Raw genomic sequence first — 20,172 nt, forward strand, 5'->3', positions numbered from 1 at the left:
CGGTCGAGGGTTGAGATCAATCAGGATGCGTACGAACCAGGCTAGGCGGCGCCGCAACAACTACAGTGTCCGCCATGTGTGGAATCGTCGGGTACGCAGGCCCGAAGTCGGCGGTGGATGTGGTGGTCGACGGGTTGCGCCGACTCGAATACCGGGGCTATGACTCGGCCGGGGTGTGCGTGGTGGCCGACGGGCATCTGTCGGTGGCCAAGCGAGCCGGCAAGCTGGCGAACCTGGAGAAGGAGCTCGCCGAGCATCCGCTCCCGGTCAGCGGTCTGGCCATCGGCCACACCCGCTGGGCCACCCACGGTGGGCCCACCGACACCAACGCACATCCGCACCTGTCGGCCAACGGCAGGGTTGCCGTGGTTCACAACGGCATCATCGAGAACTTCGCCCAGCTGCGGTCCGAGCTGGCGGAGGTCGGCATCACTCCGGTCTCACAGACCGACACCGAGATCGCGGCCCAGCTGCTGGGTCTGGAGGTCGAGAAGGGCGCCGGGCTGAGCGAGGCGCTGCGGGCGGTCTGCAACCGGCTGGAAGGTGCGTTCACCCTGGTCGCGGTCGATGCGGAGCAGCCCGACACCGTGGCCGCCGCCCGTCGCAACTCACCGCTGGTGGTCGGCGTCGGTGACGGGGAGAACTTCGTCGCCTCCGATGTCGCCGCCTTCATCGAGCACACACGGGAGGCGATCGAGCTGGGCCAGGACCAGGTCGTCACGATCACTCCTTCCACAGTCACGGTGCAGACCTTCGCGGGGGAGCCCGCGACGGTGCGTCCGTACCACGTCGACTGGGATCTGTCGGCCGCCGAGAAGGGCGGGTTCGACTGGTTCATGCGCAAGGAGATCTACGAGCAGCCGAAGGCGGTCGCCGACACGCTGCTCGGCCGGCACGATGCGTCCGGGGCGCTCCGGTTGGACGAGATCCGGATCAGCCAGGCCGAGCTGCGTGCGGTCGACAAGATCATCGTGATCGCTTGCGGCACCTCGTTCTATGCGGGCCTGGTCGCCAAGTACGCGATCGAGCACTGGACCAGGGTGCCGTGTGAGGTCGAGTTGGCCAGCGAGTTCCGCTACCGCGACCCGATCGTCGGACCCACCACGCTGGTGGTGACCATCTCGCAGTCCGGTGAGACCGCCGACACGCTGATGGCGATCCGGCATGCCCGGGAGCAGAAGGCCAAGGTGCTGGCCATCTGCAACACCAACGGCTCCACCATCCCGAGGGAATCCGATGCGGTGATCTACACCCACGCCGGGCCCGAGATCGGTGTCGCCTCGACCAAGGGCTTCTTGACCCAGCTGGTGGCTTGCTATCTGCTGGGGCTCTATCTGGCGCAGGTGCGCGGGACCAAGTTCGGCGACGAGATCGCTGTCCTGATCGAGGAGCTGGACAAGATCCCGGCTGCGATCGAGGGCCAGCTGGGGGACATGGCGGGCGTGTTGCAGTTGGCGGCCGATTTCGCCGAGGCGCCGTCGGTGCTGTTCCTGGGTCGGCACGTCGGCTATCCGGTCGCGCTGGAGGGGGCACTGAAGCTCAAGGAGCTGGCCTACATCCACGCCGAGGGGTTCGCCGCCGGAGAACTGAAGCACGGTCCGATCGCCTTGATCGAGAACGAGTTGCCGGTCTTCGTGGTGATGCCGCCGCAGGGTCGGGACATGCTGCACGACAAGGTGATCTCCAACATCCAGGAGATCCGGGCCCGCGGCGCTCGCACGATCGTGCTGGCTGAGGAGGGCGATGCGGATGCCGGGCCGTACGCGGATGTGATGATCACGCTGCCCAAGGTGCCGACGCTGCTGCAGCCATTGGTGGCGATCGTGCCGCTGCAGATCTTCGCCTGTGAGTTGGCCACTCGGAAGGGACACGACGTCGACCAGCCGCGCAACCTGGCCAAGTCCGTCACCGTCGAATGATCATCGGGATCGGCATCGACGTCTGCGACGTACGCCGCTTCGCCGAGGCGATCGAACGGCAGCCCAGGATGGTGCAGCGACTGTTCACCCCGCTGGAAGCAGAGCGGTCGATGGCCTCGCTCGCCGCCCGGTTCGCGGCCAAGGAGGCGCTGGCCAAGGCGCTCGGCGCGCCCGCCGGGATGTCGTGGCACGATGCCGAGGTGCAGACCGACGACGGCGGTCGACCGTTCTTCGTGATCACCGGCACCGTCGAGTCGCGAGCGCGGGAGCTCGGGGTCAGCACAGTCCACCTGTCGTTGTCGCATGATGCCGGCATCGCCTCGGCCATGGTCGTCTGCGAGGGCTGAGAGGGTCGGACAGCGATGAGGTACGCGTTCACGGTCGCCCAGACCCGGGCCCTGGAGGAAGCGGCGTTCGCCGTGGTCGGTGGTGCGGCCCTGATGCAGCGGGCTGCGCACGGGCTGTCGGTCCGTGCTGCTGATCTGCTGGCCGCGGACCGCGGAGCGGTGTACGGGGCGCGCGTAGTGGTCCTGGTCGGACCGGGCAACAACGGTGGTGACGCGCTCTACGCGGGGCAGCGGCTGGCTCGGCGGGGCTGTGCGGTGACGGCGGTGCAGGCGTTGGGACGTCCCCATGCTGCGGGTCTGGCGGCGCTGCTGGCCGCCGGCGGACGGCTGATCGGCGGCGATCGGTTCCATGATCAGGATCTGGCCGCTGCTGACCTGGTCATCGACGGAGTGCTCGGGATCGGTGGGCGGCCCGGCCTGCCTGATGATCTGGCAGCGTTGATCGCTGGGGCCGAGGCTCGGCGGATCCCGATCGTCGCCGTGGACCTGCCATCGGGTGTGGACACCGACACCGGACAAGCGCCGGAAGGGTCGGTGCGGGCCACTCGGACGGTCACTTTCGGCACCTTCAAGCCGTGTCACCTGATCGAACCGGCCGCCAGCCGCTGCGGGCAGCTCGACTTGGTCGACATCGGCCTGGACGAGAGTCGGACGGTGCCGGCGCTGGCGGCCTGGGAGCCCGAAGATGTAGCGGCCCACTGGCCGGTGCCAGGGCCGACCAGCGACAAGTACGCGCGCGGGGTGGTCGGCGTCGACACTGGCTCACAGGTCTATCCCGGGGCGGGTGTGCTGTCCACGTGCGGGGCGGTGCACGGCGGCGCGGGCATGGTCCGTTTCCTGGGCGCGCCCCGCTCCGCGGAGATCATCGTCCGTGATCTGCCGAATGTCGTCTTCGGCGAGGGCCGGGTGCAGTCCTGGCTGGTGGGCTCCGGCTGGGGTGATCGGGCCGACGGCGATGATGTGATCGCCGGTCTGGTAGCCGAAGGGCTACCGCTGGTCATCGATGCCGACGGGTTGCGCTATCTGCCGGCGGCGCTGCCCGGGAATGTGCTGCTGACCCCGCATGCCGGCGAACTGGCCCGGCTGCTGGGTATCGAGCGGGCCGAGGTGAGCGCGGATCCAGCGACCGCCGTACGCCGGGCCGCCGACGACACCGGCGCCACGGTGCTGCTCAAGGGTGCCACTCAGCTGGTGGCCGCGGCAGGCGTGGAGACTGTCGAAGTCGCGGTGCCGGGGCCCGCCTGGACCGGTCAGGCCGGCTCCGGTGACGTACTCGGCGGGCTGTGCGCGGCGGTGCTGGCGGCCGGGGTCGGGACCCGGACCGCAGCCGTGCTGGCTGCGTCGGTGCAGGCGATGGCGGCCGCTCGCTTCCCCGGGCCGATTCCGCCGCAGCAGCTGGCTCGGCATTGCGCGTCGGTGATCGGTGAGTTCAGCGCGGCCCTGCTGCACGATCTGCTCGGGTTTGTCGGCTCTGCTCGATCTGTAGATCGAGCGAAGCCGACAAGATCGAGCAGATCTGGTCCGCACGGTCGGGACGGTCGCCGATGAGTCCGTACATCGATCCGTCGACCGCGTCGGCAGTGATCGACCTGGACGCCTTCGCCGCCAACATCGAGACCCTGCGAGCCCACGTGGCCCCGGCTGCGGTGATGGTGGTCGTGAAAGCAGACGCGTACGGCCATGGCCTCCTGGAGTGTGCGCGGGCGGCCCGGGACGCCGGCGCGGACTGGCTCGGCGTGGCGACCCCGGGTGAGGCGCTGGCGCTGCGCGCGGCCGGTGACCGGGGCCTCCTGTTGGCCTGGCTGTACGGACCGCAGGAGGATCTGACTCCGTTGCTCGCCGCCGAGGTGGATGTCTCGGCGCAATCGGTCGATCAACTCGACCGGATCGCGGCTGGGGCGCGGGCGGTGGGGCGGCGGGCCAGGGTGCATCTCAAGATCGACACCGGGCTGTCCCGCAACGGTGCCACCGCCGCGGAGTGGCCGGCGATCTGTGCCGGGGCCCGATGCGCGGAGCAGGCCGGCGTCGTCGAGGTCGTCGGGGTCTGGTCACATCTGGCCAGCGCCGATGAGCCCGGTGCGGTGTCAGTTGGTGCGCAGCAGGAGGCGTTCGAGAACGCGTACCGTGTGGCGCTCCAGGCGGGGCTGCAGCCGGCGATCAGGCACCTGGCAAACTCGGCCGGCGCGATGATCTGGCCCGAGACACGCTATGACCTGGTGCGGCTCGGGATCGCCACGTACGGGATCGAGCCGGACGCCGGGATCGCCGACCTGGCAGGAATATCGCTGCGGCCGGTGATGCGGCTGCGAGCTCAGCTGGTGAACGTCAAGGCGGTCGCGACGGGCGCGGGGGTGTCGTACGGGCACACCTGGCACGCGCCGGCTCCGGCCACGCTGGGACTGGTGCCCTTGGGCTACGGCGACGGGATCCCGCGGCGGGCCGGCAACCGTGCCGAGGTCGGCTGGCGCGGTCGCCGGGCACCCATCCGTGGCCGGGTCTGCATGGACCAGTTCGTGGTCGAGCTCGTTGATCGGCAGTTGTCCGCAGCAAGCCCGGTCGTGGAGGTCGGGGAAGAAGTCACCCTGTTCGGCCCTGGCGATCACGGTGAGCCGACCGCCGCCGAGTGGGCCGGTTGGTGCGACACGATCGGCTATGAGATCGTCACCCGGATCGGTTCCCGGGTGCCTCGGGTCTATCTTCGCCGGTCAGCATCGGGCGACTCGGCAGCAGCGGAGGGTGAGGGTGGCTAAACCGTACGGAGCGGTCGGCCTGGCGGCGAGTGTGCTGGCCCTGGCCGGCGGCGGGATCGCCCTCGGTCTCGAACTCGAGCGTCGGTTGGTGTCGAAGCGCCTGCACGCCGAGCGCGGTGAGGTCGATGAGGAACCGTTCTTTTCCCTCCGGTCGCCGGGACCGGTGGTCACCACCCCCGACGGGGTGCAGTTGCATACCGAGGTCGACGAGCTGCCTGCCGATGGCGGCGACTCGCCGGCCGGGCCGGACGACGAGCTGACCCTGGTGCTGGTGCACGGCTACGTGCTGAGCCTGGACTGCTGGCACTTCCAGCGGAAGTATTTCCGGAACAAGATCCGGATCGTGCTGTACGACCAGCGCAGCCACGGGCGCTCGGGCCGGTCGGCCGGGGAACTCTGCCGCGTGCCGCAGCTGGCCAAGGACCTGCTGCAGGTGCTGGACGAGGTGGCGGGCGATGGGCCGGTGGTGCTGGCCGGGCACTCGATGGGCGGCATGACGATCATGCACCTGGCCAAGGATCACCCGGAGCTGTTCGGCACCCGGATCCACGGGGTCGCGTTGTTCTCGACCGCGGCCGGGGAGATGGCCGACTACTCGCCGATCCGGGGGCTGCCTGGGCGGGCGTTCGGCAAGATCGCGCAGCCGACGATGGCGGTGCTGAACCGGATCCCCGAAGTCGTGGAAAAGAGTCGGACCGCCGGCTCGGACCTCTCCTTCGTCTTCACCAAGCGTGGCTCGTACGGCTCGGACGTGCCGCCCAGCTATGTCGAGTTCATGAACCAGATGCTCGGGCAGACGCCCATGTCGGTGATCAGCGACTTCTATCCGGCATTTGCCGAGCTGGACGAGTACGAGGCCTTCCAGGTGCTGTCCCAGGTGGAGACCGCCGTGATCGGCGGTGAGGACGATGCGATCACCCCGGTCAGGCACACCGACAAGATCATCGAGTTGCTCCCCGGCGCCGACGTCCGACGGCTGCCCGACTGCGGGCACATGGGGATGATCGAGCACCACGAGATCTTCAACGGCGTGCTGGCTGACCTGATCGCCCGCGTCCGCCGCAATCTCTCCTGAGTCGAGACCTCACGTGCCCGTGTCTCCTTCGGTCAGTCGGGTGGATGGATCAGGTCCGGAGGCGGTGATCTTCGACTTCGACGGACTGTTGATGGACACGGAGTCGACCTCGCTGCGGAGCTGGCAGTTCGAATGGCGGCAGTGGGATTTGGAGCTCGATGCGACCGCCTTCTTCGTCAATCACGGTGGCGACATCACCGAGGACAGATACGCGCAGCTCGCGACCGCCGTCGGCGATCGATTCGACCGTTCGCTGAGTCATGACCGCCGGGTCTGTTACCGAGACAATCTGCACGAATCACTCGACCTGGCCGAGGGAATCCGGGCTTGGCTCGAGCAGGCGGCGGAATCCGGCAGGCGGCTGGCCGTGGCGTCGTCCTCGCCTCGCGACTGGCTGATCCGGCATTTGGGGCGCGCTGAGGTGCTCGACCAGTTCGAGGTGCTTGCCGGCGGCGACGAGGTCGGCGGTCACAAGCCGGCGCCGGATGTCTACGAGTTGGCGCTGCGGCGGCTTGGGCTGCCACCGACCAGTGCCGTCGCCGTGGAGGACACTGCGCACGGGGTCGATGCGGCGCATGCAGCGGGTCTCGCCTGCATCGCGATACCGAATCCGTTCGTACGTCCGGAGGCGGTTGAGCACGCGGAGCTGGTCCTGCCGTCCGCGGCTGAGGTCTCGCTCGAGCGCGCATTGGTGGGTGCCCGAGCGTAGCTGACGATCGTTTGTGGCCCGTGGGCGCAGGCCGTACGCGGTCTGCGCGTGGCCGGTGGTGGTTTGTAGCCCGTGGGCGCAGGCCGTACGCGGCGGGCAGGTGCCAGCGGCGAGCGACGGGTGACGTATACCACTCGGCTCCGCGTGGTCTGACGGGGTTCCGAAACTGATACAATTGCAGTTCCCGGATCGGTGATCTACCTGTTCGGGCCAACTGTGTGCCGACGAAGGCACCGAGGTTCGTCTCCCGCCCAAGCTGGTTGTGAAGTTCATGGCCGTTGACGTGCCTACAACCAGCCCTACCTATGGGCCAGAAGTGAGACCGAGAATGTCTGGCAAGACCTCGGGTGCGTCTGCGCGCGCCCACGGCAAGACCACCAACAAGAACACCAAGGGAACGAAGAAGGCCAAGAGCGTGAAGGCCGACGGCACCCCCAAGCAGCGCTGGACTGCCGCCGAGCGGCGGGAGAGCGGTCGGCCGCCGCGCCGCAGCGCGGGGCGTCAGTTCGCGGACTCGCGATCCGAAGGACGCTACGAATCGCGTGGCGCTGATTCCCGAGGCTCTGACCAGAGGAGCACCGGCGGCCGCAGCTACGAGCGGAACGATCGTCCTCGGACCGAGCGGTACGAGCGGACGGATCGTCCCGCGTACCAGCGCAGTGATCGATACGACCGCAACGATCGCCCCGAGCGCTCGGATCGCCCCGAGCGCAAGGACCGGTACGAGCCCAAGGACCGGTACGAGCCCAAGGAGCGGTACGACCGCGGCGACCGCAATGATCGGTATGCGCGCAGCGACCGCTACGAGCGGACCGACCGCTACGAGCGCAGCGACCGGCCGTCCTACGGTCGGGCCGGCCGGCCGGCGAATGATCGGGGTGACCGCCCGGCGAATGATCGGTTCGCCGCTGAGCGTCCTCGTGATCGCTATTCCGACGATCGTCCTCGGCGTGACGACCGCGGCCGCTCCGACCGGTCGGGTTCCGATCGTCCCCGTCGCGACGACCGCTCGTACCACGACCGCTCCTCCGGTGATCGGTCCTACCCGCGGGATCGGCGCTCCGACGATCGTCCCCGCTTTGAGGATCGTCGCCGGTCCGACGATCGTCCCCGCTTCGACCGCAATGCCCAGCGGCGTGACGACCGTCCGACGGTCTCCGCGCCCGAGTCCGATCAGATGAGCTGGGAGGCACCCAGCGAGGACCTGGCGATCGCGACCACTGTGACCGCCCCGGTTCCGTCCTCCGGCGGGTTCGCCGATCTCGGGCTGCCCAAGGCCCTGGTTGCCGCCCTGCAGGCCGGTGGCATCACCGAGCCGTTCCCGATCCAGGCTGCGACGATCCCCGACGCCCTGGCGGGTCGTGACGTCCTGGGCCGCGGCAAGACCGGCTCTGGCAAGACTCTCGGCTTCGGGTTGCCGATGATCACCAACCTGTCCGGCTCCAACGCTCCGTCGGGCTGCGCCCGGGCGCTGGTCCTCGTGCCCACCCGGGAGCTCGCGCTCCAGGTGGCCGACGTGCTGGCCCCACTTGCTCGCATCGAAGGTCTCAATCTGACTCTGGTCGCCGGCGGGATGGCGTACGGGCCGCAGCTGAAGGCCTTCGAGCGTGGCGTCGACATCGTGGTGGCGACCCCGGGCCGACTGATCGACCTGATGGATCAGGGCGCCGCCGACCTGACCCGCGTCGAGGTCGTCGTCCTCGACGAGGCCGACCACATGGCCGACCTCGGGTTCATGCCGGCGGTCACTCAGATCCTCGACACCGTCCCCGCGGGCGGGCAGCGGCTGCTGTTCTCGGCCACGCTCGACGGCGCGGTGAACCGGCTGGTCAAGCGCTACCTGGTCGAACCGGTCACCCACGAGGTCGATCCGGGCCAGGCCAGCAACGCCGCCATGGAGCACCACGTGCTGCTGGTCCGGCCGGCCGACAAGGCCAGGATGACTGCGGAGATCGCTGGCCGCGATGGTCGTACGGTGATCTTCGTCCGTACCCAGCTCGGTGCCAACCGGGTGGCCGAGCAATTGCGCGAGGCCGGCGTACTGGCCGGTGCGCTGCACGGTGGTCTGACTCAGGGCGCCCGGGCCAGGATGCTGGCGGCGTTCAAGGACGGGCGGCTGCCGGTCCTGGTCGCCACCGACGTCGCAGCCCGCGGCATCCATGTCGACGAGGTTGGGCTGGTTCTCCAGGTGGATCCGCCGGCCGGCCCGAAGGACTACCTGCACCGCGCCGGTCGGACGGCGCGGGCCGGCGAGACCGGGGTCGTGGTCACCCTGGCGCTGCCGCACCAGCGGCGCGACATCGAGCGGCTGATCCGGCAGGCCGGTGTTCAGACGGCCCCGTTCTCCGCCGAGCCCGGCGACGCGTACGTCGGCGAGGCGACCGGTGCGCAGGCACCGAACGGCATCGCCGTGTCGCAGCAGGAGTTCGACAAGCTCGTCGCGCCGCCCGCGCGTCAGGCCAAGCGTCGCCCTGGTCAAGGCCATCGGGCGAGCCGCGGCGGCTACCGCGGGGGCTCCGCCGGTCGGCGTCCCCGCAACTGACCCAGCCACGGCTGACCTGACTCGGTGACCTGACCCCGACTCGACTTTGTCTTGGGGCGTTCTCCGGCTGAGGTTGACGAGGTGCTGAGCGAGGACGGCGGTCGACCCGCACTTCTCTCCGGCAGGGAGCCCGGCCGGAGAGATAGTGACGCTGGGCACTGGATCAGGCGACTAGCCTTTCGTCAGTGAACATCTCGGTGGCCGATCTGGCGGTGTCGGTGGCGACGTCAGCGGACGCCCCGGGCATGGTGGAGGTCATCCACGCCGCCTTTGGTGCCCGGCCGCCCTTGGATCCGCCGTCGACGGCGAGCGAGGAGACCGTCCACAGCATCGAGTCGCAGATCCTTGCCGGTGGGGGCGTGTACGCGACAGTCGACGGGGAGCCCGCGGGCTCGATCCTGTTCCACCCGATGGCGGACAAGCCTGGACTGGTCAGCTGGCACCGGGTCTCGGTCCATCCGAGCTTCCAGCGGCACGGCATCGCGACCGCCATGGTCGACGCCGCGCTGGACTATGCCGCCGAGCTCGGCTATGCCGCGGTCGAGTTGTTCGCGCGCGAGGAGATCACCGAGCTGGTCTCGTTCTGGCAACACCGGGGCTTCGCCGTCAACCGGGTCGCACCTCATGGGGTGGTCCTCGTCCGATCGTTGCCGCTGGTGCTCGACGTGCCGACCGCCGAGCAGATGCAGGCGCTGGGTGTGCGACTGGCTGGTCTGCTCCGCCACGGCGACCTGGTGATCGCCGGCGGTGACCTCGGAGCCGGGAAGACGACGCTGACCCAAGGCATCGGTCGTGGGCTGGACAGCGAGGGTGCGGTGACCTCGCCGACCTTCGTGCTTTCGCGGATCCACAGCTCACGGTCGGGGAAACCGACCTTGGTGCACGTGGATGCGTACCGGCTGTCCTCGGCAGACGAGTTTGACGATCTCGAGCTCGACGCGACTGCGGCCGATGCCGTCACCGTGGTGGAGTGGGGCGCCGGGCTGGCCGAGGAACTCGCCGAGCATCGGCTCGAGATCGACATCCGCCGTTCTGTGCACCTGTCGGGTGACGCCGAGCATGCGGAGGGCCGGCTCGTGCTGATCCGACCGGTGGGGGACCGATGGTCAGGCGTGGATCTGGCCTCGCTCGGCAACGGGACCGGTCGTGGCTGAGTCGAGTGGGACGGTGTCGACGCCGGCCCGAGGAGTCAGGCGCTGATCGTGGCCGAGCAGATCATGAGTGTGCTGCCCGCCCGCCGCGACGACCTGGCCGCCGTGATGGGCCTGGAGCAAGCCGGCTTCGCATCGAAGGAACAGTGGAGCGAGCGGAGCTGGCTGGGCGAGCTGCTTGGCGAGGGTCGCACCACCTTGCTCGCTCGCACGCATATACCGGTGGGGGTCATCGCCCTGCAGACCGTGGGTGACGTGGCCGATCTGCACCGGCTGGTCGTCGCCCCCAAGCAGCGTCGCCAGGGGATCGGAGCCGCTCTGGTGGTCGCCGGGCTGGAAGCGGTCCGATACGCCGGCGCTCGGTCGGTGCTGCTGGAGGTCGCCTTCGACAACGACCCTGCGATCGCTCTCTATCAACGGCTCGGTTTCGAGCAGTTGGCAGCGCGCGACGACTACTACGGTCCCGGACGACATGCGCTGATCTTGAAGCTGTACGACCTTGCCTTCTGGACACCTCCTGATCTCGCCATGCCTGGAGGAGCTGGGTGAGCCGGGTTGCCGATATGAGCTGGGCCGTGCTCGCGAGACGGGTTCGCCGGTGATCCGGCCCGGGATCCATCCGCTGGCGACGCCCGCTGGTCGGGAGGCGTTGGCACTGGCCGCAACGCAGCCTGATCCGGATTCGTTGGCCGCGGCGACGGCGATGCGGTCTCAGGTCGCACCAGACTTGGCCGCTGCCGCGCTCACACAGATCGGGCTGCGGAGGGCAGCCCGGCGGAAGCTGGGGGACCGGGCTGATCAGCTGCTGTTCACCCGAACCGGGTTGGAGCAGGCCAGCCGGGCAGCGGTGGCCTCCCATCACGCGACGCGGTTCGTCGCCAGCGGTGTCCGGCGGGTGATCGACTTCGGCTGCGGCGTCGGCACCGATGCCCTGGCCCTGGTCGACGCCGGGCTGGAGGTCATCGCTGTCGAGTCCGACCCGGAGACGGCGGCGGTCGCCCAGGCCAATCTGGGGGAGCGCGCCGAGGTGCTGCTCGGGGACGCCGTCGAGCTGGCACCCGAGTTGCTCGATGTCGCAGCGGGCGCCTTCGCCGATCCCGCTCGGCGGACTGGCCGAGGCCGTACCTGGCGAACCGAGGATCTGAGTCCGCCCTGGTCGTTCGTCGAGTCGCTGCTGACCGCCGATCGGGTGAGCGGAGTGAAGCTCGGCCCCGGGCTGCCGCATCGGATGATCCCGCCCGGCGTGGAGGCGGAATGGATCGGTGACCACGGCGACACGGTCGAAGTGGGACTGTGGTCGGGCACCGGAGCACTGGCCGATGGGCGAGTCGCAACACTCTTGCCGGATCATCGGCTCGTCGTCGATCGCACTATGCCACAGTTGCCGGTCGGAGCGGTGGGATCGGTGATCTACGAACCGCATGGCGCGGTCATCCGGGCCGGCGGCATCTCGCAAGTCGGAGTGGACCTGGGCGCGCGCCTGTTGGATCCAGACATTGCCTATCTGAGTGCCGACGAGCTCCGGCCGACTCCGTACGCCACCTCCTTCGAGGTGTTGGACGTGCGGCCCTATTCCGAGCAAGACCTCCGGAAATGGGCTCGTGACCAGGGAATCGGCACGCTGGAGATCAAGAAGCGTGGGCTGGACCTCGATCCGGCCGTGTTGCGCAAGCGACTGAAGCTGCGCGGTTCCAGGTCAGCGACCGTGATCCTGACCAGGACTCCTGGGGGAGCGGTCTCAGTGGTAGTGAGACGTGTTGGCTCCCGTTGAATCCAGGTGCGGGAGGACATCGTGTGAGTTCGGCGTCGACCACGCCGTCCGGGCTCACACGATCTTTGAGGCTGGCTGGCGTGAGATCGCGCTACTAGGCTCGCGCCCGTGAACAGCGAGCTGCCTGCAGCATCCTGGGGAGAGCCGCGCAGCCGGGAGATCTCTTGGCACGATCCGAGCCTTGGAGCCACCGCCGGCCGGAGCATGTCCGGCATGGAATACCTGACTGCCATGGTGGAAGGTCGGCTGCCGGCGCCACCGATCGCCCAGACGCTCGGCTTCACACTCACTTCGGTTGCCGAGGGCGAGGCCTGGTTCTCCTGTGAACCAGACGAGTCGCACTACAACCCGATCGGGATGGTGCATGGTGGCCTGGTGTGCACGTTGTTGGACTCGGCCTTGGGCTGCGCCAGTCACACGCTGCTCTCGGCTGGGGCGGGCTACACGTCAATCGAGATCAAGGTCAACTATCTGCGCGCGGTCACCTCGGCCAGCGGCATGCTGACCGCGCACGGCTGGGTGACCAAGCCGGGCCGCCGGGTGATCTTCGTCGAAGGCGACGCTCGAGATGCGGCAGGGAGAGTGGTCGCCACCGCCAGTGGCACGTGCCTGGTGGTCGGCAGCACATGATCGACGTCCTGCTTGTCATCCTCTACGTGGCCGCCGGCATTGCGGCAGCCTGGGACGCACGGCGCAAGGGTTATGACGACCGGCTGTTCCTGGTGCTGGGGATCATCCTGGGGCCGATCCTGCTGATCATCATGTGGTTCCTGAAGCCGAAGCCGCTGGCCATCGGCACCGTCGTCCGGCCGGCTGCCCCCATCACCCTCGACGACGGCCGACGGATCCCGCCGTCCCATGTCTCGGTGGTCAGGGGTACCTCGATCATCGACAACACGCTGGTCTGTGAGATCACCGCACCCGACCAGACCCGGCACTGGGTGGCGCAGGAGGCCCTGACCCGGGTCCGCCACGGCGGCTGATCCGGACCCCGGCGCAGAGACCTCCGTTCGGGTGAAGCCTGATCCCCGGTTGTCTGGGATCGGTCTTCAGCTTGTTTCCGAAAGCTCACGGGTGGTGGCTGCTGGCACTCTCTAGAGGTGAGTGCTAACCTCGGTTCTGGCACTTTCCCCAGGAGAGTGCCAACGGTCGAAGCGGCACCGCGACGACGCGTCGACCACCGTACCCGCACATACGTCTCTGAACTGAAAGGGGTTTGAACGTGTCCGTCACGATCAAGCCGCTCGAGGATCGCATCCTCGTCAAGCCGCTCGAGGCCGAGCAGACCACCAAGTCTGGCCTGGTCATCCCCGATACCGCCAAGGAGAAGCCGCAGGAGGGCAAGGTGCTGGCCACCGGTCCCGGCCGCATCGACGACAACGGCAACCGTGTCCCGCTCGATGTCGCCGTTGACGACGTCGTGATCTTCAGCAAGTACGGCGGCACCGAGGTCAAGTACGACGGCCAGGACCTGCTGCTGCTGAACGCCCGCGACATCCTCGCGGTCGTCACCAAGTAATCGCGGAGGATTCCACTCATGGCAAAGATCCTTCAGTTCGACGAGGAGGCGCGCCGCTCGCTCGAGCGTGGCGTCGACACCCTCGCCAACACCGTGAAGGTCACCCTCGGCCCGAAGGGCCGTTACGTCGTCCTCGACAAGAAGTGGGGTGCCCCCACCATCACCAACGACGGCGTGACCGTCGCGCGTGACGTCGAGCTCGACGATCCCTACGAGAACCTCGGCGCGCAACTCGCCAAGGAGGTCGCCACCAAGACGAACGACGTCGCCGGTGACGGCACCACCACCGCGACCGTGCTGGCCCAGGCCCTGGTGCACGAGGGCCTCAAGGCCGTCGCGTCCGGTGCCAACCCGATCGGCCTCAAGCGGGGCATCGACGCCGCGGTCGCCGCGGTGGAGGAGCGCCTGCGGGAGAACGCCCGTGAGGTCGAGACCACCGAGGACATGGCCCACGTGGCCACCATCTCCGCCCGGGACGCCGAGATCGGCGCCCTGATCGCGGACGCGTTCGACAAGGTCGGCAAGGACGGTGTCATCACCGTCGACGAGTCGCAGACCTTCGGCACCGAGCTCGAGTTCACCGAGGGCATGCAGTTCGACAAGGGCTACCTGTCGCCGTACTTCGTGACCGATCCGGAGCGGATGGAAGCGGTTCTGGAGAACCCGTACATCCTGATCAACTCCGGCAAGATCAGCTCGATGACCGAGCTCCTGCCGCTGCTGGAGAAGGTCATCGGCGCGTCGGGCACCCTGTTCGTGGTGGCCGAGGACGTCGACGGCGAGGCTCTGTCCACCCTCGTGGTGAACAAGATCCGCGGCACCTTCACGTCCGTTGCCGTCAAGGCCCCGGCTTTCGGTGACCGTCGCAAGGCCATGCTCGAGGACATCGCCATCCTGACCGGTGGCAAGGTCGTGTCTCCTGAGGTCGGGCTGAAGCTCGACCAGGTCGGCCTGGACGTGCTGGGCCGCGCCCATCGCGTCGTGGTGACCAAGGACAACACCACCATCGTCGACGGTGCGGGTGATGCCGACGAGGTCAAGGGGCGTGTTGCCCAGCTGGCCGCCGAGATCGACCGGACCGACTCCGACTGGGATCGCGAGAAGTTGCAGGAGCGGGTCGCCAAGCTCGCCGGTGGCGTCTGCGTGATCAAGGTCGGCGCGGCCACCGAGGTCGAGCTCAAGGAGAAGAAGCACCGGATCGAGGACGCCGTGTCCGCGACCCGGGCCGCGATCGAGGAGGGCATCGTCGCCGGTGGCGGCTCGGCCATCATCCACGCGGCCGCTGCTCTCGATGGTGACCTGGGCCTGTCCGGCGACGAGAAGGTCGGCGTCGGCATCGTCCGTCGTTCGGTCGTCGAGCCGCTGCGCTGGATCGCCGAGAACGGTGGCTACCAGGGTTACGTCGTCACCACCAAGGTGGCCGAGCTGGAGCCGGGCAATGGCTTCAACGCGGCAACCGGTGAGTACGGTGACCTGATCGCGGCCGGCGTCATCGACCCGGTCAAGGTGACCCGGTCCGCGCTGGCCAACGCCGCCTCGATCGCCTCGCTGCTGCTCACCACCGAGACCCTGGTGGTGGAGAAGCCCGAGGAAGAGGAGCCGGCTGCCGCCGGTCACGGTCACGCGCACTGACCTGCCTCGCGATCTGAACCGGCCAAGGTGAGTTGATCACCAAGGTTGGCTACGGACAGGGCCCCTCCCTTCGGGGAGGGGCCCTGTTCGCGTTCCTGTGGCCTGATCTCGACTGCGCACCATTTGCTGCTACTGCGCACCCCGCGTACCCTCCCTGCCAACCTGGTCATGAGACAGATGGTGTGCAGTGGTTGGGGCGGGGGAAACGGAGTATCTGATGATCAGTGTCGAGCCGGGATTGACCTTGGCGGGGCAGCGGTCGTTCTCGATCGCGTATCGGTTGGAGTTCTTACGGGAGTGGGATGCTTGCCGTGAGCGGGGCGCGAAAGCGCGGCTGTTGCGGGAGAACGATCTGGCCCATGCGACGGTGCGGCGGTGGATCCGGGCGCGGGATTCAGGTGAGCTGGAGGAGTCGATGAGCAAGGCGTCGAAGCCGGGTCGTGCCTCGGCCAGTGTCGAGCGGGCCGAGCTGGCCCGGTTGCGGGTGGAGAACGAGCGGCTCCGCCGGCAGGTCGCGCAGGCCGAAGCGGCGCAAGACATTCTGGGAAAAGCATTCGAGCTCTTGCAGGGGATCAACGAGAGCTCGCAGAACGAGGAGGACCCGCAGATCCCGCCGGCGTTGATGAGCGCCACCGAGTACGCCGCCTGGCTGAAGCGACACAGGTTGTCGTGACCGACACCGTGACCGGGCTGGTCGAACGTGCTGGTGTGACGGTTGGTCGGGGGTGTCAGCTGGTCGGATTGGCCCGATCGTCCTACTACCGGGTGGCCCGCGGTTATCGGCACTATCGGCCGGTCGCAGCACCGGTGCCGCATACGGCCCGGGTCCAGCCGGCGGCGTTGACCCCGGCCGAACGGGACCAGATCATCGCGGTCTTGACCGAGATCGACGACACCGGCGAGCCTGATGCCGATCAGCAGGCATGGGCAGCGGATCTGTCGGTGCAGCAGGTCTACTGGCGTGCCTTCGACGCCGGCCTGGTCGGCTGCTCGCAGCGCACGTTCTACCGGGTCGCCGCCGGTCAGCAGCTGGTCGGTGACCGCCGCCGCGGCGGGCATGGCCGGCACGGCAGCCACGGCCGCAAACCCCCGGCGGTGGCCGCGACCCGGCCGAACCAGCTGTGGTCGTGGGATGCCACCGAGCTGGCCGGACCCGGCCAGGAACGCTACAAGCTGATGCTGGTCTTGGACGTGTACTCCCGCTACCCGGTCCGGTGGCGGATCGAGTACAGCGAAACAACCCCGGACGCGGTCGAGCTGTTCACCACCGCGATCGCCCAGTACGGGGTGCCGTCCACCGTGCATGCCGACAACGGGTCGGTGATGCGTAGCCACGACCTGGTCGACCAGCTCCACGACCAGGGCATCGTGACCTCCTACTCCCGGCCCCGGGTCAGCGACGACAACCCGTTCTCCGAATCGATGTTCAAGACCATCAAGTACGACCTGTCCTGCCCGGACCGGTTCGACACCATCGAACACGCCCGGGCCTGGACCGAGACGTTCTTGACCCGTTACGCCACCGAGCACCGCCACAGCGGCATCGGGCACTACACCCCGGCCGCGGTCTACCACGGCACCGTCGACACCGACCGTGCCCGCCGCCAAGCCCACCTGGACCGCTCCTGGCAGTCCCATCCCGAACGGTTCCGGCGGCCACCCCGTGCACCAGCCATCACCACCACAGGAATCAACGCACACCTTCTGTCTCAGGAAGGTTGACAATTTCCGCGTACCGGGTGCGTAGTGACAGGAAATGGTGCGAAGTGGATTTGGGACGGCGGGCATCCGCCATGGCCCGGCGGCACCTGGCGTACGCGGTTCTGACGGACGCCTGGGTGGTGAAGTCCGACCCCGGCGTGAAGATGAGGCCTCCCTCATCTGCGCATCACAGGCATCTCATCGGCAACCGATCGAATGGGGATCACGACGGGCACCCGGCCCGTTCCCGTACCGAGGAGTTCCCCCATGACCATGTCTGTCACCGCCCGGTCTGTCACCGCTCGCCGCCTCGCGCGCTGGGCCGTGCTGCCGGCTGCGGCTGCACTCAGCCTGGGCCTGTTCGCGGTCAGCGCCCCGACCGCGGAGGCGGCTGCCCACTACTGCAATGGCCACCGCGCCACCATCGTCGGTACCAATGGCAACAACGACATCGAGGGCACCAGCGGTCGTGACGTGATCGTCGCGCTGGGCGGCCACGACGAGATCGACGGCAACGGCGGCAATGATGTGATCTGCGCCGGCGCCGGCAACGACGAGGTCGACGGCGGGTCCGGAAACGACTGGATCAGCGGCGGCTCGGGCCACGACGACCTGGAAGGTGGCTCGGGCAAGGACTACATCAAGGGCGGGTCCGGCAACGACCACATCGAGGGTGAGCGTGGTCGCGACAAGCTCTATGGGAACTCCGGCCATGACCTGGTCGAGGGTGGCCGCGCCAAGGACAAGGTCAGCGGCGGCAAGGGCAAGGACGTCGTCAAGCAGGGCAAGGCCAGCGACCGGCAGGAGGATCGCTGGGAGGACACGTACCGCTGGGACGACTGACCTCCGAGCGTAGGCCTGACGAGACGGCCTGAGGATGCTCGCGTGGCACGATGAGCAGATCACGAGGGTCCACATCCACCATCGGGTGTGGACCCTCGCGACGTTCTGGAGGTCTCGCTCGTTACCCTCGCCCAGGTGACCTCAGACCCGACCGTCAATCCGTTTCTGGTCGCCAGCACGCTGCCGTACGAGCTGCCGCCGTTCGCCGACGTCCGAATCGAGCACTTCGGGCCAGCCCTCGATCTCGGCATGGCCGAGCAACTGACCGAGGTGGAGGCGATTGCTCACCCGGGCGTGGCGCCCAGCTTCGAGAACACGATCGTCGCCCTGGAGCGTTCCGGCCGCATGCTCGACCGCGTGCGCCGGGTCTTCTGGTGCCTGACCTCGGCCGACACCACCCCCGAGCTGCAGCGACTCGAAGCCGAATACGCACCCAGGCTGGCCGCGCACGCTGATGCGATCACCCAGAATCGTGCGCTCTTCGCCAGGATCGACGAGCTGCATGGCCGGGCCGATGATCTCGGCCTGGACGACGAGTCGCGCCGGCTGCTCGATCGTTACCACCTCGACTTCGTTCGGGCCGGCGCCGCGCTGGCCCCCACCGAACAGGCGGAACTTCGGGAGTTGAACGCCGAACTCGCGACGCTGGCGGCCGAGTTCGGCGTACGACTGCTGGCAGCCGCCAAGGGAGCGGCGGTGCAGGTCAGCGATGTCGCCGAGCTCGACGGTCTGAGCGAGGACGCCGTCGCCGCTGCGGCCGAGGCAGCGCGGCGCCGTGACCTGGACGGCTACCTGATCGAGCTCATCCTGCCGACCCACCAGCCGGTGCTCGAGTCGCTCCGGAATCGTGACCTGCGCCGGCGGGTGCTTGCTGCCTCGCTCGGCCGTGGTGCCGACACCGACACAGACACCAGCGATCTGGTGCGGCGGATCGTCATCGCTCGTGCCCGGCGGGCGGTGCTGCTCGGCTACCCGACGCACAGCGACTACGTCCTCGCGGACCGTACCGTCGGCTCCAACGCCCGGCTCGACGAGACCCTGCAGCAGCTGATCCCGTCTGCGGTGGCCAACGCACATCGCGACCAGGATCGGCTCGCCGAGGCATTGTGCGCCGACACGGGTGAGAGCGATTTCGGCGCCCATGACTGGGCCTATTACGCCGGCCGGCTCGATGCAGCAGCAACTGGCCCGGATCTCAGCGCGATCCGCCCCTACGTCGAACTCACCCGGACTGTTGAGGACGGCGTCTTCGGCGCGGCGGGTCAGGTCTATGGACTCACCTTCCGCCGTCGCGACGACTTGGCCGGCTATCACCGCGATGTCGTGGCGTACGAGGTGTTCGACTCGGACGGCGAGCCGATCGGACTCTTCCTTGGCGACTACTACACCCGGGCCGGGAAGCAGGGCGGCGCGTGGATGGAGTCCCTGGTCGTTCAGAACCGGCTGCTCGGTCAGCGGCCGGTGGTGGTGAACAATCTCAATCTGGCCAAGCCGCCGGCCGGACAGCCGACGCTGTTGAGCATGGACGAGGTACGGACGCTGTTCCACGAGTTCGGGCACGCGCTGCACGGTCTGCTCTCGTCGGTGACCTACCCGAGGTTCGCCGGCACGGCGGTGTCGAAGGACTTCGTGGAATATCCCTCGCAGGTCAACGAGATGTGGGGCACAGACCCGGAGATCCTGACCCGCTATGCCCGACACGTCGAGACCGACGAGCCGTTGCCCGCGGAGCTGACCGCCGCCCTGCAAGCCGGCCCGGGCGCTGATCAGGCGCGGGAGACGGTCAGCTTCCTCGCCGCCACCTGGCTGGACCTGGCCTGGCACCGGTTGACCCCGGACGAGGTCGACGATGCGGTCCGCGACATCGACGCCTTCGAAGCCCGAGCCCTCGGTGCGGTGGGCCTGGACCTGGCAACTGTCCCACCGCGCTATCGCAGCCGGTACTTCAACCACATCTTCGCCTCGGGCTATGCGGCCGGGTACTACTCCTACCTGTGGAGCGAGATCCTCGACGCCGATACCGTCGAGTGGTTCGGCGAGCATCGAGCCCGGCTGCGAGAAGCGGGGGACGAATTCCGTGAGGCGTTGCTCTGCCGCGGTGGCAGCGGATCGGAGATGGGCTATTTCGAGTCCTTCCGCGGCCGCCCACCGCGGATCGAGCCGTTGCTGCGCCGACGGGGACTGCTGAACTTGTGACCGCGGCGGACGAGGCC

Annotated in this window: 18 protein-coding genes; all 18 read left to right on the top strand. The window is 68.4% G+C overall.

The window, feature by feature from the left end; all coding sequences use genetic code 11:
• The first annotated feature begins 74 nt into the window (after nucleotides 1–74).
• Nucleotides 75–1,919: a glutamine--fructose-6-phosphate transaminase (isomerizing) gene (gene glmS / locus MLP_RS05855; protein ID WP_041791392.1), complete on the top strand. Its 1,845-nt coding sequence runs from the start codon at nucleotides 75–77 to the stop codon at nucleotides 1,917–1,919.
• Nucleotides 1,916–2,266 (top strand): holo-ACP synthase, encoded by a 351-nt coding sequence (locus MLP_RS05860; RefSeq protein ID WP_013862098.1) that lies wholly within the window; start codon nucleotides 1,916–1,918, stop codon nucleotides 2,264–2,266. The genes glmS and MLP_RS05860 overlap by 4 nt, the downstream gene beginning before the upstream one ends.
• Before the next feature lie 15 nt (nucleotides 2,267–2,281).
• Nucleotides 2,282–3,814 (top strand): NAD(P)H-hydrate epimerase, encoded by a 1,533-nt coding sequence (locus tag MLP_RS05865; protein ID WP_013862099.1) that lies wholly within the window; start codon nucleotides 2,282–2,284, stop codon nucleotides 3,812–3,814.
• Nucleotides 3,811–5,016, top strand: coding sequence for an alanine racemase (gene alr / locus MLP_RS05870; protein WP_013862100.1), 1,206 nt, complete (start codon nucleotides 3,811–3,813; stop codon nucleotides 5,014–5,016). Before MLP_RS05865 ends, alr begins: the two co-directional genes overlap by 4 nt.
• Nucleotides 5,009–6,091, top strand: a complete 1,083-nt coding sequence (locus MLP_RS05875; RefSeq protein ID WP_013862101.1) for an alpha/beta fold hydrolase — start codon at nucleotides 5,009–5,011, stop codon at nucleotides 6,089–6,091. The genes alr and MLP_RS05875 overlap by 8 nt, the downstream gene beginning before the upstream one ends.
• A gap of 40 nt (nucleotides 6,092–6,131) precedes the next feature.
• Entirely contained in the window at nucleotides 6,132–6,800 is a 669-nt protein-coding gene (locus MLP_RS05880; protein WP_041789766.1) for an HAD family hydrolase, read from the top strand.
• A 328-nt stretch (nucleotides 6,801–7,128) separates the two neighbouring features.
• Nucleotides 7,129–9,342 (top strand): DEAD/DEAH box helicase, encoded by a 2,214-nt coding sequence (locus MLP_RS27290; RefSeq protein ID WP_013862103.1) that lies wholly within the window; start codon nucleotides 7,129–7,131, stop codon nucleotides 9,340–9,342.
• 185 nt (nucleotides 9,343–9,527) lie between these two features.
• Nucleotides 9,528–10,496: a tRNA (adenosine(37)-N6)-threonylcarbamoyltransferase complex ATPase subunit type 1 TsaE gene (tsaE, locus tag MLP_RS27010; RefSeq protein WP_013862104.1), complete on the top strand. Its 969-nt coding sequence runs from the start codon at nucleotides 9,528–9,530 to the stop codon at nucleotides 10,494–10,496.
• A 48-nt stretch (nucleotides 10,497–10,544) separates the two neighbouring features.
• Nucleotides 10,545–11,042 carry a GNAT family N-acetyltransferase gene (locus tag MLP_RS05895; RefSeq protein WP_013862105.1) on the top strand — a complete coding sequence of 166 codons (498 nt, stop codon included), beginning with the start codon at nucleotides 10,545–10,547 and terminating at the stop codon, nucleotides 11,040–11,042.
• Complete coding sequence (locus tag MLP_RS05900; protein ID WP_013862106.1) at nucleotides 10,993–12,264, top strand: class I SAM-dependent methyltransferase; 1,272 nt, start codon at nucleotides 10,993–10,995, stop codon at nucleotides 12,262–12,264. Before MLP_RS05895 ends, MLP_RS05900 begins: the two co-directional genes overlap by 50 nt.
• Before the next feature lie 108 nt (nucleotides 12,265–12,372).
• Entirely contained in the window at nucleotides 12,373–12,894 is a 522-nt protein-coding gene (locus MLP_RS05905) for a PaaI family thioesterase (RefSeq protein WP_013862107.1), read from the top strand.
• Complete coding sequence (locus MLP_RS05910) at nucleotides 12,891–13,247, top strand: hypothetical protein (protein WP_013862108.1); 357 nt, start codon at nucleotides 12,891–12,893, stop codon at nucleotides 13,245–13,247. The genes MLP_RS05905 and MLP_RS05910 overlap by 4 nt, the downstream gene beginning before the upstream one ends.
• A 239-nt stretch (nucleotides 13,248–13,486) precedes the next feature.
• Complete coding sequence (gene groES / locus MLP_RS05915) at nucleotides 13,487–13,783, top strand: co-chaperone GroES (protein WP_013862109.1); 297 nt, start codon at nucleotides 13,487–13,489, stop codon at nucleotides 13,781–13,783.
• Nucleotides 13,784–13,801: 18 nt separating this feature from the next.
• Nucleotides 13,802–15,415 carry a chaperonin GroEL gene (groL, locus tag MLP_RS05920; protein ID WP_013862110.1) on the top strand — a complete coding sequence of 538 codons (1,614 nt, stop codon included), beginning with the start codon at nucleotides 13,802–13,804 and terminating at the stop codon, nucleotides 15,413–15,415.
• A gap of 217 nt (nucleotides 15,416–15,632) precedes the next feature.
• Nucleotides 15,633–16,088, top strand: coding sequence for a hypothetical protein (locus tag MLP_RS05925; protein ID WP_041789769.1), 456 nt, complete (start codon nucleotides 15,633–15,635; stop codon nucleotides 16,086–16,088).
• A complete protein-coding gene (locus tag MLP_RS05930; RefSeq protein ID WP_013862112.1) occupies nucleotides 16,085–17,137 on the top strand; it encodes an IS3 family transposase in 1,053 nt (350 codons plus the stop codon). The genes MLP_RS05925 and MLP_RS05930 overlap by 4 nt, the downstream gene beginning before the upstream one ends.
• 246 nt (nucleotides 17,138–17,383) lie before the next feature.
• Complete coding sequence (locus MLP_RS05935; RefSeq protein WP_049804466.1) at nucleotides 17,384–17,959, top strand: calcium-binding protein; 576 nt, start codon at nucleotides 17,384–17,386, stop codon at nucleotides 17,957–17,959.
• A gap of 135 nt (nucleotides 17,960–18,094) precedes the next feature.
• Nucleotides 18,095–20,155: a M3 family metallopeptidase gene (locus MLP_RS05940; protein WP_041791410.1), complete on the top strand. Its 2,061-nt coding sequence runs from the start codon at nucleotides 18,095–18,097 to the stop codon at nucleotides 20,153–20,155.
• Nucleotides 20,156–20,172 lie beyond the last annotated feature (17 nt).

Source organism: Microlunatus phosphovorus NM-1 (genome assembly GCF_000270245.1).
GTDB lineage: Bacteria > Actinomycetota > Actinomycetes > Propionibacteriales > Propionibacteriaceae > Microlunatus > Microlunatus phosphovorus.

Coding starts and splice junctions, on each gene's coding strand:
- MLP_RS05935 (WP_049804466.1), top strand. CDS start 17,384: ATGACCATGTCTGTCACCGCCCGGTCTGTCACCGCTCGCCGCCTCGCG.
- glmS (WP_041791392.1), top strand. CDS start 75: ATGTGTGGAATCGTCGGGTACGCAGGCCCGAAGTCGGCGGTGGATGTG.
- MLP_RS05865 (WP_013862099.1), top strand. CDS start 2,282: ATGAGGTACGCGTTCACGGTCGCCCAGACCCGGGCCCTGGAGGAAGCG.
- MLP_RS05910 (WP_013862108.1), top strand. CDS start 12,891: ATGATCGACGTCCTGCTTGTCATCCTCTACGTGGCCGCCGGCATTGCG.
- MLP_RS05925 (WP_041789769.1), top strand. CDS start 15,633: ATGATCAGTGTCGAGCCGGGATTGACCTTGGCGGGGCAGCGGTCGTTC.
- MLP_RS05860 (WP_013862098.1), top strand. CDS start 1,916: ATGATCATCGGGATCGGCATCGACGTCTGCGACGTACGCCGCTTCGCC.
- MLP_RS27290 (WP_013862103.1), top strand. CDS start 7,129: ATGTCTGGCAAGACCTCGGGTGCGTCTGCGCGCGCCCACGGCAAGACC.
- groL (WP_013862110.1), top strand. CDS start 13,802: ATGGCAAAGATCCTTCAGTTCGACGAGGAGGCGCGCCGCTCGCTCGAG.
- alr (WP_013862100.1), top strand. CDS start 3,811: ATGAGTCCGTACATCGATCCGTCGACCGCGTCGGCAGTGATCGACCTG.